This is a genomic window from Marinobacter sp. Hex_13 (assembly GCF_001566815.1).
GTDB classification, from domain to species: Bacteria; Pseudomonadota; Gammaproteobacteria; order Pseudomonadales; family Oleiphilaceae; genus Marinobacter; species Marinobacter salarius.
This window is the reverse complement of record NZ_LSMM01000001.1, coordinates 69641-85858: the sequence shown is the minus strand read 5'-3', so window position 1 is coordinate 85858 and position 16218 is coordinate 69641. Positions and strand designations below refer to the sequence as shown.

At 58.2% G+C, this 16218-nt stretch carries 13 protein-coding genes; 4 read left to right on the top strand and 9 right to left on the bottom strand.

The annotated features are described in order from the left end of the window. Positions 1-12 precede the first annotated feature (12 nt). From AXW11_RS00395 to AXW11_RS00385, 3 genes are all read left to right on the top strand, one after another. Positions 13-2187, top strand: coding sequence for an EAL domain-containing response regulator (locus AXW11_RS00395; RefSeq protein ID WP_075195967.1), 2175 nt, complete (start codon positions 13-15; stop codon positions 2185-2187). A gap of 239 nt (positions 2188-2426) precedes the next feature. Next, complete coding sequence (locus AXW11_RS00390) at positions 2427-3080, top strand: class I SAM-dependent methyltransferase (RefSeq protein ID WP_091641820.1); 654 nt, start codon at positions 2427-2429, stop codon at positions 3078-3080. 49 nt (positions 3081-3129) lie between these two features. Then, on the top strand, positions 3130-4137 hold the full coding sequence (locus AXW11_RS00385; protein WP_036204254.1) for a DUF2156 domain-containing protein: 1008 nt from the start codon (positions 3130-3132) through the stop codon (positions 4135-4137). Here AXW11_RS00385 and murI read toward each other — a convergent pair. Together murI and nudC are read right to left on the bottom strand one after the other, a co-directional pair. Next, positions 4115-4966, bottom strand: coding sequence for a glutamate racemase (gene murI, locus AXW11_RS00380; RefSeq protein ID WP_091641823.1), 852 nt, complete (start codon positions 4964-4966; stop codon positions 4115-4117). The two genes, AXW11_RS00385 and murI, sit on opposite strands and share 23 nt — an antisense overlap. After that, positions 4963-5784, bottom strand: coding sequence for an NAD(+) diphosphatase (gene nudC / locus AXW11_RS00375; RefSeq protein ID WP_075195969.1), 822 nt, complete (start codon positions 5782-5784; stop codon positions 4963-4965). The genes murI and nudC overlap by 4 nt, the downstream gene beginning before the upstream one ends. Positions 5785-5926: 142 nt before the next feature. On the opposite strand from nudC, the gene plsB reads away from it, so the two are divergent. Next, the gene (gene plsB / locus AXW11_RS00370) at positions 5927-8395 is read left to right on the top strand and encodes a glycerol-3-phosphate 1-O-acyltransferase PlsB (RefSeq protein ID WP_085681471.1); all 2469 of its coding nucleotides are present in this window, start codon (positions 5927-5929) and stop codon (positions 8393-8395) included. A gap of 17 nt (positions 8396-8412) precedes the next feature. Here plsB and AXW11_RS00365 read toward each other — a convergent pair whose 3' ends face one another. The 7 genes from AXW11_RS00365 to ppc all read right to left on the bottom strand — a co-directional run bounded on the left by AXW11_RS00365 (position 8413) and on the right by ppc (position 16128). After that, the gene (locus tag AXW11_RS00365) at positions 8413-9222 is read right to left on the bottom strand and encodes a class I SAM-dependent methyltransferase (protein ID WP_085681472.1); all 810 of its coding nucleotides are present in this window, start codon (positions 9220-9222) and stop codon (positions 8413-8415) included. Continuing rightward, on the bottom strand, positions 9222-9584 hold the full coding sequence (locus tag AXW11_RS00360; protein ID WP_041335070.1) for a hypothetical protein: 363 nt from the start codon (positions 9582-9584) through the stop codon (positions 9222-9224). The genes AXW11_RS00365 and AXW11_RS00360 overlap by 1 nt, the downstream gene beginning before the upstream one ends. A gap of 85 nt (positions 9585-9669) precedes the next feature. Continuing rightward, positions 9670-10467 carry an undecaprenyl-diphosphate phosphatase gene (locus AXW11_RS00355; protein WP_085681473.1) on the bottom strand — a complete coding sequence of 266 codons (798 nt, stop codon included), beginning with the start codon at positions 10465-10467 and terminating at the stop codon, positions 9670-9672. Between the two features lie 36 nt (positions 10468-10503). After that, positions 10504-11199, bottom strand: coding sequence for a tRNA (adenosine(37)-N6)-threonylcarbamoyltransferase complex dimerization subunit type 1 TsaB (gene tsaB / locus AXW11_RS00350; protein ID WP_091641826.1), 696 nt, complete (start codon positions 11197-11199; stop codon positions 10504-10506). 4 nt (positions 11200-11203) lie between these two features. Then, positions 11204-11857: an adenylate kinase gene (adk, locus tag AXW11_RS00345; protein WP_036204233.1), complete on the bottom strand. Its 654-nt coding sequence runs from the start codon at positions 11855-11857 to the stop codon at positions 11204-11206. A 216-nt stretch (positions 11858-12073) separates the two neighbouring features. Then, entirely contained in the window at positions 12074-13444 is a 1371-nt protein-coding gene (locus AXW11_RS00340; RefSeq protein WP_091641828.1) for an HDOD domain-containing protein, read from the bottom strand. A 38-nt stretch (positions 13445-13482) separates the two neighbouring features. Beyond that, a complete protein-coding gene (ppc, locus tag AXW11_RS00335) occupies positions 13483-16128 on the bottom strand; it encodes a phosphoenolpyruvate carboxylase (protein WP_091641831.1) in 2646 nt (881 codons plus the stop codon). Positions 16129-16218 lie beyond the last annotated feature (90 nt).

Below are 16218 nucleotides of genomic sequence, written 5' to 3'. Positions count from 1 at the left end.
CGGGCTACTGACATGAAACCTGCGAGCACCGAGTGGACTTACGGCGACGACGGAAAGGCGCGCATCCTGGTCGTCGACGATGATCCGAGACTGCTTTCCGGCCTTGCTTCACTGCTCAGAAGCAAGGGGTACGAGGTCACCGAAGCGGAAGGTGGGCGCATGGCCTGTCGCATCCTTGAGACCGAATCGTTCGACCTGGCAATGCTGGATCTTCGCATGCCCGATGTGGACGGATTCGGTGTGATGGAACGCCTGTCATCGGAACAACCAGAATGTGGCGTGATTGTCGTGAGCGGTGAAAGCTCGTTCAGCGCCGTCAGCCGTGCCCTGCGCCGGGGGGCACTGGACTATATCCGCAAACCGTTCGACCCGGAAGAACTGCTGGCAACGGTCGACGGCGTGCTCGGCAAGCGTTCTCTGCTTCGCGCCCACGAGCACATACGAATGCGCCTGGAAAAGTCCGAGGAACTGCATCGCTACATCGTCAACAGCTCACCCGATATCGTTTTCATGCTCGATGGCGACGGGCATTTCTGTTTTGTGAACAGCAAGATTGAGAGCCTGCTTGGCTACCAACCCGCTGAGCTGTGCGGGCGTCACTTTCGCCACATCCTGGATGACCGGGACATCGCCCGGGGAACCTATGCTCTGAAAGGCCCGAATATCAGCGCCGACAATCCCCGGACACTGGAAGTTCGGCTCAAGACCCGAGGCAGCCGCAAAGCCACCCGACACTTTGAAATTACCGCGTTTCCGATTGACCCGGAAACCTGGCCCCACACCAATCACGATGACGGCAAATACAATGGTCGCGAGGCCCGCTACTACGGCACTGCTCGCGATGTGACCGAGCGTAAGGAAGCGGAAGCCTTTATCAACTTCCAGGCCTACCACGACTTGTTGACCCGACTGCCAAACCGCGCCCTGTTCAAGGACCGGCTCGACCTGGCCATCACCCACGCGCGCCGCAGTGAGCAGAAGCTGGCGGTGATGTTCCTGGACCTTGATCGCTTCAAGGTTATCAACGACACGCTGGGACATGCCATGGGCGATCGCCTGTTGCAGGCTGTCACACAGCGACTGGAACGGTGTCTGCGCAAAGGGGATACCCTGTCACGCTTCGGTGGCGATGAATTCACTCTGCTGTTGCCGTCGATCCACGGTTACGAGGACGCAAGACAGATTTCAAAGAAGTTGATCAAGGCCTTGCGCGCGCCTTTCCAACTGGGCGAACACGAAGTTTTCGTAGGTGTGAGCATTGGCATTGCCACCTACCCGGAAGCCGGCGAATCCATGGATCAACTGATCCAGAACGCCGACATTGCCATGTATCACGTCAAAGCGCGGGGCAAGGATGGCTATCGCTTCTACTCGGAGAGCATGAGCATTGACACGGCCAACCGCCTGAGCCTGGAAAGAGACCTTAGGATGGCACTGGAGCGCGATGAGTTGCGGGTGTTCTATCAGCCGCAAGTCTGTTCCTCGAGCAATCGCGTGGTGGGTTTGGAAGCGCTGGTGCGCTGGCAACATCCGGAAAGGGGATTGCTCTATCCACGGGACTTCCTGCCGCTGGCGGAAGAAACCAAACTCATTGCCAAACTCAGTGAATGCGTACTCGACCAGGCCTGCCATGATGTCGGCCAGTGGATTCGAGAAGGACACAGCGACCTGCGACTGGCCGTAAACCTGTCCCCGGTCCAGGTGGAGCACCCAAGGTTTGTAGAGACCCTGATGGCTCAACTCCAGGCCCACGGCTTCCCGCCCCAAAACCTGGAAATCGAGATCACTGAAAACGTGATCATGAACGATCTTGAGCAGATCAGTCAGAAACTCCGGGAATTAGCGTCATTGGGCGTCAGAATTGCCATTGATGATTTCGGCACCGGCTACTCCTCCCTGAATTACATTCACCGGCTGCCCATTCACACCCTGAAAGTGGATCAGTCCTTCGTCAAAGCCATTCGCAGAGGCGAAGATGGTGCCTGTATTGTAAACGCCATTGTCGCCATGGCCCATGGACTGAAACTTCAGATCGTGGCGGAGGGTGTGGAAACGGACGAACAGCTCACCTACCTCAAAAGCCTGGGATGCCACCAGGTTCAGGGATTCTTCTACGGCCCGGCGCGGCCTGCAGACGTCATCGGCAAAACCCTCGGACATACCCCGGCGCGCGCCGTCGCTTTCTAACCTACCGCATTATCGATACTCCATTGTCGGACAGTCAGATCTAAAATGTTGATCTGGTTTGCAAAGTGTTGCTGTTCGTTACGTTATGTATCTGGAAATGCGCGGTACTGCACATAATTCCCCCACCGGCTTCTCTAAGCTCAAATCCATCAGGCGCTTCCTTCAATTCACCTGACGGTGAATCAACAATCACAAGAAGAATGGAAGCATCCCCAGGATATGGACAGGCAGAAGTCACCATGCGCGATAAATACAAATACATTGGCCCGGTATACGATTTTCTGAGCAACCTCTACAGCGGCAAGAACATCCATCGCTGCAAGACCGCCATGCTCGATGTGGAAACCGTCAAGCCCGGCGCCCGCATCCTGTTTGCAGGCGTGGGTCATGGCCGTGACGCGATCCGTGCCGCAGAACTGGGCGCGGACGTGACCGTGGTGGACCTCTCCGAGACCATGCTGCGCAAGTTTGCCGAAGCCCAGGAAAAAGAGGCGCCGCACCTGAACATCCGCCGCATTCACAGCGACATCATGAAGGTCGATGAGTTCGAACAGTACGACATGGTGGTCGCCAACTTTTTCCTCAACGTGTTTGACGAAGACATGATGGTGCGGGTGCTGGAGCATCTGATCCGTCTGGGCAAGGCCGACGCCAGGGTGGTTGTGGGTGACTTCTGCTACCCCACCGGCAACATTGTGGCCCGCCTGTTCAAGAAGATGTACTGGTACATGGCCGTCTTCATCTTCTGGCTGTTCGCCAACAATGCCTTCCACAAGATTTACAACTACCCCGAACACATGCAGCGCCTTGGCCTGCACGTTACCGAGAAAAAGCATTTCAAGCTGCTGAACATGAACTGTTACTGGTCGATCCTGGGACGGAAACAGGTGTAGACACGAGGCCTCACGCCGGATTTAAAACAATAAACGGGGGAGTTTCACAATGTCAGACCAGATCCTTTCACTCGATGGCGTACGCTCTCTGGACGAAGGTGTATTTACCTTTCCGGAGCGCATCAGTTACCTCAAGAAGTACGGCACCCATTCCCAGTCGTTCTCGACGTTGCAACCTGAGATGCAGTATTTCGATGTGCCCGGCGTTGGCTACCTGGCGTATATGCGCAAATGGGGCGGCACGTTCGTGCTCTCCGATCCTGTCACCGCACCGGAACACTTTGAGGTGATCCTGGAACAGTTTCACCAACGCTTCCCTTCCGCCTGCTACATCCAGGTATCCAAACCTGTCGTGGACTACCTCTACCGCCGCTTTGGCCTGTTTGGCACCCAGTTTGGCAGCGAATCCCGTATCAACCTGAAAAACTGGTCGCTCAGCGGGAAGAAGAAACAGATCCTGCGCACGGCCCTCAACCAGGCGGAAAAAAACGGCATTACCGTGAAGGAGCGCTTCAGCGATGACCACACCCGCGAAATTTCCGATGCCTGGATTCGCACCCGTAAATGCAAGAGCAAGGAGATCCGTTTCCTGATACGTCCCATGGAGATGGAGTACCGGGAGAACGAACGCCATTTCTACGCGTACCAGGATGGCAAGGCCGTGGGCTTTATCTACTTCGACCCCATCTACCGCAATAACGAGATCATCAGTTACGTGCCTAACATCTCAAGGGCCAACGCGGATTTCCGCCAGGGTATTTTCTACACCCTGATGGCCCATGCCATGGATGTGTTCAAGGCCGAAGGCGTGCCCTATCTGGACCTGGGTTTAATTCCGCTATCCCTGGACCCGGCTACCGAGCATCAGGAAAGCCGACTGCTCAAGCGCATCATGCACGGCCTGTATGAGAAGGGGAACTTCCTTTACAACTTCAAGGGCCTGGAATTTACCAAGTCACGATTCCGTGGCGACAACTTTAAAACCTACTGTTGCCACCGCCGATCCTTACCGGCACTGGAGTTCCTGGCCATGTTCAAGCTGACCCGCTTGCTATAGCACCGACTACCGACGAGGACCAGTTACCACGGATGTCGTTGGTGGCCAGGCCAAGCCCATCCAGGAACTCCCCGATACCTCGTGGGATGTCCCCGGAAAACAGGGCGGCATCAACCACATCGCCATCGCTGTTGAGGGCCATAAGACTTTTCACTTCCAGCCCCTGCTGTTCGAATAACCAGGCCGCTCGGCGGGCGATGGCCTCTCCGGAATCCACCCAGTGTTTTACGGTCGGCAACTGGCTCTGCAGCAGATCCTTTATCAGCGGGTAATGAGTGCAGCCCAGAACCACAGTGTCCACACCCACGTCCCGGAATGGTTGCAATGCCACGGACAAGGCCTGTTCGGGGACTGGCGAACCGGACACCAGATTTTCGATCCATTGCACCAAGTCCGGATGCCCCAGCCGTTCCACCGTGCAATCACTGGCAAACTCGTCAATCAGGTCTGCAAGGTAGGGCCGACGAACAGTGGCGGGGGTGGCCAGCAGACCAATACGGCGGTTTTCAGACACCGCCGCCGCAGGCTTTACCGCCGGCACCACGCCGATCACCGGTATCGGTGTCATGGTCCGAAGATGCGGCAACACCACAGTGCTCGCAGTGTTGCACGCCACCACAATGACATCACAGGGAAATTCCGACAGCGCCAGCCGGATCAGTGTCTGGCTGCGTTCAATGACCACCGTTTCCGGCTGGGCGCCGTAAGGAAAGCCAGCGTTATCAGCCAGGTACACCAACTTCACCCCCGGCAATTGTTGATGGATACAAGCAGCAACGCTCAATCCGCCAACGCCTGAATCAAAGACCAGCACTCTTGGCGCAGTCACGACGATGCCCCCTGCCCTTTAATTTCCCGCACCATGGCCTGGATCAGGCCGCCGGAGATGGTGGTCACCGGCGGCACAGGTGGCATATCGCCCGGCAGAAACCAGTCCGCTTCCGCAATTTCGTCTTCCTGCAGCACCAGCTCGCCCCCGGCGTAGTCTGCAAAAAAGCCCAGCATTAACTGATGGGGAAACGGCCATGGCTGAGAGGAGTGGTAGCGAACCCCACTAACCTCAAGGCCGGTTTCCTCTTTCACTTCCCGGGCAACCGCCGCTTCAATGGTTTCACCCGGCTCCACAAAGCCCGCAATCAGGCTGAAATAATGACGCTTTGTCCGCGATGACCGGGCCAGCAACATTCGTTCACCACGGCGGATAACCACAATTACGCAGGGCGCCAGCCTGGGATACCAGGGAATGCCGCAGGGCTTGCACCACTTGGCCCTTTCCAACGGGTGCAGCTCTGTCAATTCACCACAGCGGCCGCAGAAGCGGTGATCCCGCCACCACTGATGCACCTGGAACGCGGTGCCCAGCATTTCCGCGGGAGCATCCTCCATCAGCAGCAGCGCTTCCCGAAGCGTCACCCGTTCTGTAGACCCGGCCAGTCTGGCCGCGTCGGCTTCGGCCACGTAGACAGGCTTGCCGTCCATCTGGCCAACATACACCGGCCCGATATCACCGTGCGTACTAGGGGCAATCATCCGCCAAGGCTTCAGCCAGCCAACGTCGGGCTTCAGCACCGCATCACCGTCGATGGCCAACACAAGATCGTCATCGTCGGGCCCTTTCGAAGACCAGCCGGGAGTCCATAACGCCATAATCCGTGTCCAGAAGCTATTATGTGGGTAGAGCTGGAAATGTATCACAGCGGCACAACACAACAGAACGACCGCATGGCTTTCCGCACTGCACGCAACCAAGTAAACTTACCGCCTGTTTTGTGAACCGGAGCGACCGTTTATGCGTTTTTTCCTGGGCCTTCGCAGCCTGATCCTGACCCTTTTCCGCAAAATCCTGTTTTTGTGGGTCCGGACGGATGTGAGCGGCAACAGCGTGGAAGCCCTGGGAGTAGACCCGGAAAAACCGGTTTGCTACGTACTGCAGTACAGCTCGCTGTCCAGCCGATTGGTCCTGGAACAGGAGGTGCTGCGAGCTGGCCTGCCTGGTGCCGAGTCGTCCCTGCCGGTCAAGAACGGTCCGAACCACTCCTTCTTTTTTCTCTACCGTCGGATTGGTGGTCTTTTCCGTCGTCGCCAGACGCCCGTTCCCACCGGTGAGTTCCGGGCGCTGGTTCGCCATGGCCTGGAACACCCTGAGCAGGATGTTCAGATCGTCCCTGTGTCGCTGTTCTGGGGGCGCTCCCCGGACAAGGAAAAATCGCTGGTCAAACTGCTGCTGTCCGACACCTGGTCCGTGGCTGGACGTTTGCAGAAATTCCTGATCATCATGGTGCATGGGCGTAGCACTTACGTGCAGTTCAATCAGCCCCTGTCCCTGAAGCAGGTGATTGACGAATACCGCCATAGCGAGGAACGCGCCAACCGTAAGCTCGCCCGCATTCTCCGTACCCATTTCCGCAGGGTGCGCCAAGCCGTGCTCGGCCCGGACCTGTCTCACCGCCGCACCTTGGTGGGTGGACTGGTGCGGACCCAGGCGGTCAAGGAAGCCATCCGGGAAGCTGCCCGAAAGGATGACATCCCCCCGGAAAAGGTGCGCGCCAAGGCGTACAAATATGCGGACGAGATCGCTGCCAGCATGTCCATCGTGACCATACGCTTCCTGGAAGTGGTGCTGTCTTGGCTGTGGAATCGTATCTACAACGGCATCGCTATCAACAACATCCGCGTTGCCAAGGAAGAAGCCCAGGACAATGCCGTGGTGTATGTTCCCTGCCATCGCTCCCATATTGATTACCTGCTGCTGTCCTACGTGCTCTATAAGAACGGGCTGATGCCCCCGCACATTGCCGCCGGCATCAACCTGAACATGCCTATTGTTGGCCCCATCCTGCGACGCGGCGGCGCGTTCTTCATGCGTCGGAGCTTCCGTGACAACCCGCTCTACGCCACCGTGTTCAACGAATACATGCACGTGATGTTCTCCCGAGGCTATTCCGTTGAGTACTTCGTGGAGGGCGGGCGCAGCCGCACCGGCCGCATGCTCCAGCCTCGGCCCGGCATGCTGTCCATGACCGTCCGCAGCTTTCTGCGAGACCATCGCAAGCCCATCGTGTTCGTCCCGGTATACATTGGTTACGAGAAGGTGATGGAAGGCCGTTCTTACCTCGGTGAGCTACGGGGCAAGAAAAAACAGAAAGAGAGCGTGTTCGCGATTGCCAAGACCGTTCGCAAGTTGAGCAACTCGTTTGGCCAGGTCGCTGTAAACTTCGGTGAAGCCATTCCCCTTGCTGAGGTATTGAACGAAGTCGAACCAAGCTGGCGGGAAGAAGCCTACGATTCCGAATACCGGCCAAAATGGCTCAATCAGGCGGTGTCTGAACTGTCCAATCGTGTTGCGTCCAGCATTAACGCATCTGTCGCCGTCAATCCCATTGGCATGACTGCAACGGTTTTGCTGGGCACCGATCGCCTGGCTATGGATGAAGGCCAGTTGATTCGCCTGATGGACCAGTATGCCGACCTGCTGAAAGCCTTTCCCTACGCCGACACCATCACGCTGCCGGAAGGCAGTGGCAAAGATTGGGTCGACTACTGCGAAAACATGGGCCTGATCACGCGCCAGCCCCAGAAACTGGGTGACATCATCGCGCTGGAAGGCAGCAACGCGATCCTGATGACCTATTACCGCAACAACATCCAGCATCTGTTTGCCCTGCCGTCTCTGATCGCGAGCCTGTTTGAGAACAAGAACTCCCTGCGCCGGGACAAAATTGAGTTCCTGGCCAGCGTGGCGTACCCCTATCTGAAATCCGAACTGTTCCTCAAATACGACGCCGAGGAGATTGACGGGGTCATCAACCAATGGATCGACGTCCTATTGGAGAAAGGGTTGCTGTTCGAAGAAGAGGAAGACAGGATCAGCCGCCCTGAGGAAGGCACCGATGCCATGCTGCGCCTGCGGGTGCTGTCACGGTTCATCATCCAGACCCTAGAACGCTATCACATTGCCATCGGCATCCTGCGCAAATACGGGTCGGGTAAGATTACCGCCGGCGAACTGGAAGAGCAGAGCACGCTTCTGGCCGAACGTATGTCCATCCTGTTCGGCCTCAATGCGCCGGAGTTCTTCGACAAGACCCTGTTCCGTAACTTCATCGCCAACATGCAGCACAATGGCGTTATCACCACCGATGACGACGGGCTGTTGTGCTACACCGACGGCCTGGATGAAGTAGCGGAAGACGCACGGTTGGTGCTAAGTGTGGAAAAACGCCAGGCCATTCAGCAGGTGACCATGCTTGGGGCCTGAGCGAGACCGGTGACCACCTATCCGGCGGGAAACGCCTTGATGGAGTAGATATCGTACCGGCTGCTCTTCCCTTCAATACGGGTGGTGGGTTCGGGGCCACTCACTGGCTCCGCCTTGCGCGGGCGTTTGACGACAACCCGATAGGTTGCCACTGCCAACGCGGCCTTCAACAACGCCGGTGAGTCATCGTCGTCTCCCACCACCGTGCGGAACACCTGCATTTCCTTCTTGACCAGGGCCGACTTGTCGCGATGGGGAAACATCGGGTCAAGGTAGATCACATCCGCGGCGCCCGCGCCCGCCTGCGATAACCAGTCGATACTGCTACCCGACTGCAATACCATCCGGGCGACAATGGGCGCGCTCTGCTCGTTCAGGGCCGCACGGGAAAGTCCGTCACTAAGCAACGCATGGATAACCGGCGAGCGTTCGAAAAGGGTTAACCTGCAGCCCAGGGAGGCCAGTACGAACGCGTCCTGGCCAAGACCGGCCGTTGCATCCAGAACATGAAGGGGCTGGCGGGCTTTCTTCAGGCCAACAGCCTTGGCAATCAGTTGTCCGGTGCCACCGCCGTGTTCTCTCCGGTATCCCGCCTTTCCGGTCACGAACTCGGCTCTGACAGGCCCTGGAGCCCCCTTGCCGGTCACCTGCAGGCCAAGACCATTTTCATCCAGAAACAGCAGCACTGGGTAATCCCGCACGTCTCGCGGACGAAGCGTACCCAGCAGAGGCAACGATAATGCTTCAGACAGGGAACGTGCAGCGTGGAGATCGCCAAGGGGGCTGCAGCCAACTGCGAGTTCAGACAGGGTGTTTCCTGGCGACATCAAACCAGGATATCGATGCCTGAGAGCCCTGCATCCGCAATATCGCCTCCGGCGGCGACATCGGCAAACGTGGACAGGGCTCTGGAGGTGCTCAGGGAAACTTCATCGGCACGGAAACGCTCCAGGCGCACGTCCTCCGCGGCTTGACGTGCCTCGACACGGCGTTCTAGCGACTCAGCAGAAGGAACCGGCCGTTGTTCGGCGTTGGGGGGCCGTGCATCGGTGAGATCACGGCGAACGGCCTGGCTATCGTTATCGGGGGCGGACGCAGGCGCACGAGCGATGTCACTGCGCTCACGAACCGGGCTGCTGTTGCCGGACTGGAAAGGAAGACTGCTGTTTGGGTTAACACCACCGATCATTCTGGTACACCGGTTAAAAAGACCACAGGTAGTGGATTATGGAAGATCCTGGACCAATTTTAAAGCAGGCTGTTCAATGTTTGCACTACCAGAGCACGACAAGCAACAGCAGACCGAGTACCAGGCGGTATATAACGAACGGCATCAGGCCAAGTCTCTCAAGGAACTTGAGAAACAGGTGGATACAGACCACGGCACTGACAAATGACAGCGCAGCACCCAGGGCAATAGCCGCCCAGTCGGTTGCCCCGCCCTGCTCCACCAGCTCCAGGGTTTTCAGCAGACCGGCGGCGAGAATCAGCGGGATCGACAACAGGAACGAGAATCGGGCGGCTGCCTCCCGTCCAAACCCGAGAAACAGAGCCGCCGTGATGGTAATACCGGATCGGGAGGTGCCCGGAATGAGAGCCAGCGCCTGGGCCACGCCAATGATCACCGCATCTTTCATGGTCAATGCCGGCAGGTCCCGGTTGCGACGTCCCACCGCGTCCGACCACCACAGCACCAAACCAAAACCGATGGTCGAAACTGCAATCACCAACCCGGAACGCAGGGAGGTTTCAATGAAATCATTAAGCAACAGACCAGCCAGTCCGGCTGGAATGGTGCCGGCGATGACCGCCCACGCAAGGCCACTATCCTGCCCGACACGGCCCCGAACCGTATCTCCAACCCAGGCAACCGTGAGACGGCCCACTTCCGCGCGAAAGTACCAGATCACCGCTGCCAACGTCCCTACATGCACAGCGACATCGAACGCAAGGCCTTGATCCGGCCAGCCAAATACCTGTGAGGGAAGGATCAGATGGGCCGAACTGCTGATCGGCAGAAATTCCGTCAGCCCCTGTATAACGGCCAATACAATAATGTGCCACAGTTCCATCGGCAGTGATTCCGGGTGGTAGCAGTGAGGTTGTTGTTAGCGGCCGGGCAGTTTTTTCCAGGCCACTTCATCACGAATGTAAACCGGTTGTGCCTGTTCGGCCGGTACCCCGGCTCCCGCATGAAAGGCACGGGCGGCGATCTCCGCCACTCTGGAAGCCCTGGGCACTAGAGTCTCGTCGATGCGGTCCATGGTTGCGGCAACATCGGCCGGGAAATTTTCTTTCAGGCTCCACCCCTGACCGGCACCAAACCACCGGGATGCGCCATCGGCCAGAGTCACAGACACCGGAGCGCAGACCTGCTCGTGCCCCATCAACTCCGGTTGCCCATCTCGGCACATATAACAGGCCCAATAGGCTTCACCCATGCGGGCATCGAAGGCCACTGCAACGGCGTCGCCGTCCAGCATTTGCCAATGCTGTATCGCATCCTCGGCAACGGCTGCCAGGGATGACACTGGAATAACGGGGACTCCAAGACCATAGGCCAGGCCCTGGACAACCCCCGTAGCAATGCGAAGGCCCGTGAACGAGCCCGGACCACAGGCAAATGCGAGCGCATCGAGGTCCGCCGGCACCAGTTCCTTCTCGGCGAGAAGCTCGCGGATCATCGGCATCAACAGGCGGGTGTGTCCGCGGGGAGCCAGCTCGAACCGCTCCACCAAGCTGTTATCCACCAGCAGGGCTGCTGAGCAGCCCTCTGATGAGGTATCCAGTGCCAGTAGTTTCACAGGGTTACTTCAGTTGGGTAAGAATCTGGTCGCGAATGTCATCCAGGCTGCCCACGCCTTTTACGCGCACATATTTCGGCGCAGCGGCAGGGGCTTCTTTCGCCCAGTCCTGATAGTAACCGACCAGTGGCGCGGTTTGCTCGTGGTAGATCTTCAGGCGTTTACGGACGGTTTCTTCCTTGTCGTCCTCGCGCTGGATGAGGGCATCGCCAGTCTCATCGTCTTTACCTTCGGTCTTGGGCGGATCGTACTTCACATGATAGATGCGACCACTGCCCTCGTGCACCCGACGACCTGACAGACGGCTTACGATTTCCTCGTCATCAACGGCGATTTCCACCACATAGTCAATAACAATACCCTGGTCTTTCAGGGCCTCGGCCTGGGGAATAGTGCGGGGGAAACCGTCGAGCAGGAAGCCGTTCTTGCAGTCAGGCTGCTTAACCCGTTCTTCGATGAGCGCAATGATGATGTCATCAGACACCAGACCGCCAGAAGCCATCACTTCCTTGACCTGCTTGCCAAGATCGGACTCGGCTTTCACCGCCGCGCGAAGCATGTCGCCGGTCGAAATCTGCGGGATTTCAAACCGTTCGGTGATGAACTGGGCCTGCGTACCCTTGCCTGCGCCTGGCGCGCCTAACATGATGATTCTCATAACGCTGTGCTCCCGTTGTAGTCATTATCATTTGAAAAGCTGTTGCAAAACCCGGCGGCTTTGCGACAGCTTCTCGGCAGCAACGAGCCCGCAGCCCCTGCCAAGGAAGGCGCATTATACGAACTCAGCCCCCTCATAGAAAGTGGACCTCCGTAGCATGCACCAAAAGGTTACATCGGGCTGTGAGTTGCGGCTGTAGCTGATAGTGCTCGACGGTCAGGATGACAGGGATAACGCCAGCGCGTCCAGCTCCCCGGAAACGCTGTCAATCTCCTCGTTCAAACGAGCAACATCCCCTTCGGAAAGCCCGAGGGACGACGCAAGGGAGGCGACATCATCCGGGTTGAACTCATCCCCAATCCCCCTTTCCTTCAGCAGCCCATTGGCCAGCTGGACCATGAGCACATACTGTTCATGCTCGCCATGGTAGCCCTCCTGCTGATGCATACCCGCGGCCTTGACCACCGGGTCAGGCAGTTCCCAAAGTCGGTGAAGGATGCCGCCAATGGCGCCGTGGCCAACCGCCAGCATCTGTTGATCGTTGCTGGCCCCGAACACCTGTTGCTCCAGCGAATGCATGCTGGCGTCGGGATTGGCTTCCCGCAGCGAATTCAGCTCGTCAAACTCCTGGGGAAACAGGTGGCCGATCAGCAGTAGGCCGAAGTTGTGCAGCAAGCCACACAGATACGCCAGGCCTTTATCGGAATGGCACTTTGGCGCCATACGCTGGCAAACAAACGCGTTATACAGAGAGTGGCGCCAGAACTGGTCCATCCCCAGCATGCCCTGACGGGGCACTTCGAAAGCGCGCACGGACGCGATACCCAGCGCGATATGGGCCACACGATCAAACCCAAGAACCCGGGTCACCGCTTCCTGTACCGAGTTGATCTGACCGGGATAGTTAAACAGGGCAGAACGGGCATAGCGCATGATCTGCGCGGTAAGGCTGGGATCAAACTCTATCAGCTCGCCCAGTTCGCGGGCGGTCGCCTCGGAATTGGCCGTCAAACGGAGAATGCGCAGCGCCAGCGCTGGCATGGGCGGCAGACGGTAAAGCTTCTGCAGCTTGTCGGCCACTTCTTCCAGCGTCAGGGCATCACGCTCATCGTTGTTTTGCCCGCGAATCGCCAGGTGGCCCTGAGTGGCATCCGCCAGGGCCCTTGCCAGAGAGGTGCGGTCCAACTCGAGAAGAGCGTTGTCGGTCCCGCAGCACATGAGGGTGCGGGGGTATCCCAGGATATCCTCATCAACGAGCACCGGCAGATCGTAGGCAGCCCCGACCGGCGGCTGGAAGCCCGGGTCACAGTCGGCAAACAGCCGGGCGGACTGGCGAGCCGTTAACGGCTGCAGGCGTCGGCCAGTTTGCTTGTGCACCAGGTCCATATCCAGACTGGTGTTGTAACCGTGAACGGCCATGACGACGCCATTGATGTCGATCAGGGGCGTTGCCCGGATAAACTCATCCTGAGGACGCCCGGACGCCATGACCGCGGCGTCAAAGCTAAGTACCTGATCAATCTCAAGTTCCCGATAGGCAATTCCTTTGCCGGTTAAAAAGCGTTCCAGTCTTGCCGCTAACGCCACGGCGTTACTCCTGTTTTTTATGATCCGCTGAACCTGCTTTAGCCGGTGTTCCGCATGCCGGCCGCAATACCAGCCATGGTTACCTTGAGTGCGCGCTCAACCATCTCGGGCACTTCGCCCTTGCCCTCGCCCTCACGGTCACGCTTGAGCAGTTCCGCCTGTAAATAGTGTAGCGGATCAGTATACGGATTACGTACACGCATGGAATGGGCAAATACAGGTTCCTGTTCCAGCAAGGTGTCCTGCTGCTTCAATTCCAGCAAATGGCGGATGCAGCCCTGCAGGCGCTCCCGCAGGTTCTTGCCGAGTTCAAGCAGTTTTGGATCATCGACCAACGTCTTTTCGTAGTAGCTGGCAATTCTCAGGTCAGATTTTGCCAGCACCATTTCCAGCATATCCACGTAGGTTTTGAAGAACGGCCATTGCTGCATCATCTCCCGCAGCACCGGCACGCGGTCGTTGTGAAATGCCTCCTCCAGGGCAACGTCGCTACCCAGCCAGCTGGGTAGCATCATCCGCATCTGGGTCCACGCGAAAATCCAGGGAATGGCCCGCAGGCTTTCCACGCCACCGCCGGGTTTGCGTCGTGCCGGGCGGCTACCCAGGGCCAGCTTGCCCAGCGCCTGTTCCGGAGTGACCTGGCGGAAATAGGGAACAAAGTCCGGATTCTCCCGAACCACGTCACGGTAAGCTTTGAGGGAGCGTTCGGTGAGCCAGTCCATAGCCTCCCGCCATTCCGGCTCTGGCCCTCGCGGTGGCGCCAGGGTGGCTTCAATCACCGCCGTGGTGTACAGCGTAAGGCTCTGTTCCGCCAGCCGGGGAAGGCCAAACTTGAAGCGGATCATCTCGCCCTGCTCGGTGATCCGGAAACTGCCGTTCACCGAACCCGGCGGTTGAGACAGGATTGCACGGTTGGCCGGGCCACCACCACGGCCGACGGTGCCACCGCGGCCATGAAACAGCGTGAGGTGGACGCCATACTGATTGGCGACCTCGGTGAGCTTTTCCTGAGCCTGGTATTGAGCCCACGCGGCCATCATCTGACCAGCGTCTTTGGAGGAATCGGAATAGCCGATCATGACTTCCTGCCGGCCTTCGCAATAGTCCCGATACCAGTCCACGCTGTAGAGCGCCGCCATACTGTCAGGGGCACCGCGCAGGTCATCCAGGGTCTCAAAGAGGGGCACTACCCGCATCGGGTTTTTCATACCCGCTTCACGTAGCAGCAAAATCACGTTCAGCACATCCGACGGTTTGCTGGCCATGGAGATGACATAGGAACCCAGCGCTTCCGGCGTCTGCTCTGCCACCACTTCGCAGGTAGCCAGCACCTCGGCGACTTCGTCGGAGGGTTTCCAGTGCCTGGGAATCAGTGGCCGGCGCCCCTTGAGTTCGCGCACCAGGAAATCCTGACGTTCCTGTTCGGACCAGGACAGATAATCGCCCAGCCCCAGGTAATCCACCATTTCCGCAACCGCCTCGGCATGACGGGTCGACTCCTGGCGGATGTCCAGGCGAATCAGAGGCAAGCCAAAGGTGTGGGCGCGGCGAATGGTGTCCAGCAGCGGACCATTGGCAATGGATTCCAGCCCGCAGTCCACCAGGGACCGATAACAAAGCTCCAGCGGCCCGGTGAAGTCCTCGTTGGCAAACAGAATGCCGGTGGCGTCGGAGGGCTCGCCGGCAACCCTGGCTTCCGCCCAGTCCCGGGTTTTGATCAGTTTTTCCCTCAGCCCGGCCAGCACCTGGCGATAGGGCTCCCGGGTATCACCAACGACGTCCCGCAGCTCATCACTGGCCTGCCACATGGACAATTCCGCACGCAGGGACTGGATGTCCCGCAGGTAGAGATCGGCTGCCATCCAGCGGCCCAGCAGGAACACCTTGCGGGTTACTTTATGGGTCACATTGGGGTTGCCATCGCGATCACCGCCCATCCAGGAGGCGATCCGGATGGGCGACGCATCCAGCGGTAACCCCTTCCCCGTGGCGTCTGAAAGCGATAGATCCAGGCTTCTCAGAAAACGCGGCAATGCCTGCCACAGACTGTTCTCAATAACGGCAAATCCCCACTTGGCTTCGTCAACCGCCGTCGGGCGCTCATGCCGAATCTCATCCGTGTGCCAGGCTTCGGTGACCAGTTGCGACAGGCGTCCGACGATTTCATCACGCTCCGCGGGCAACAGGTCCTCATGATCCAGTCGGGCCAGGCAATCGGACATTTCGTCGTACTTCATGATCAGCGTACGGCGGGCCACTTCGGTGGGATGTGCTGTCAGAACGTACTCGATACGAAGGTCAGCCACTCGCCTGTGCAGTTCATCGGCACTGACGCCACCGTCTTTGAGGCGGCCAAACACCTCTTCGAGGGATTCCACCATCAGGTCCGATTGATGACCCCGCTTGCGGCGGATGCCGTGGTATTGTTCCGCCAGATTGGCCAGGTTCAGGAACTGGTTAAAGGCGCGGGTTACCGGCAGCAACTCGTCATCACGAAGCTTGCCCAGCAGGTTGACCAGGCGCTGGCCGGAACCGCTTTCCTGGCGACGGTCGGCCTTGGCAGCCGCCCGCACTTCTTCTATCAACTCGTAGCAATCTTGCCCGGGGTGACGCTGGATACTCTGCCCCAGCAACTCGCCCAGCATGCGAACGTTTTCTCGAAGGTCAGGGTGTAGCTCAGTCACATTGACGTCCTTTTAAATTGACGGAGGCGAAGTAAACTAACGATACTGTTTACTCTTATAAAGCCTTTCTAACGATTAAAGCCTGTCGCC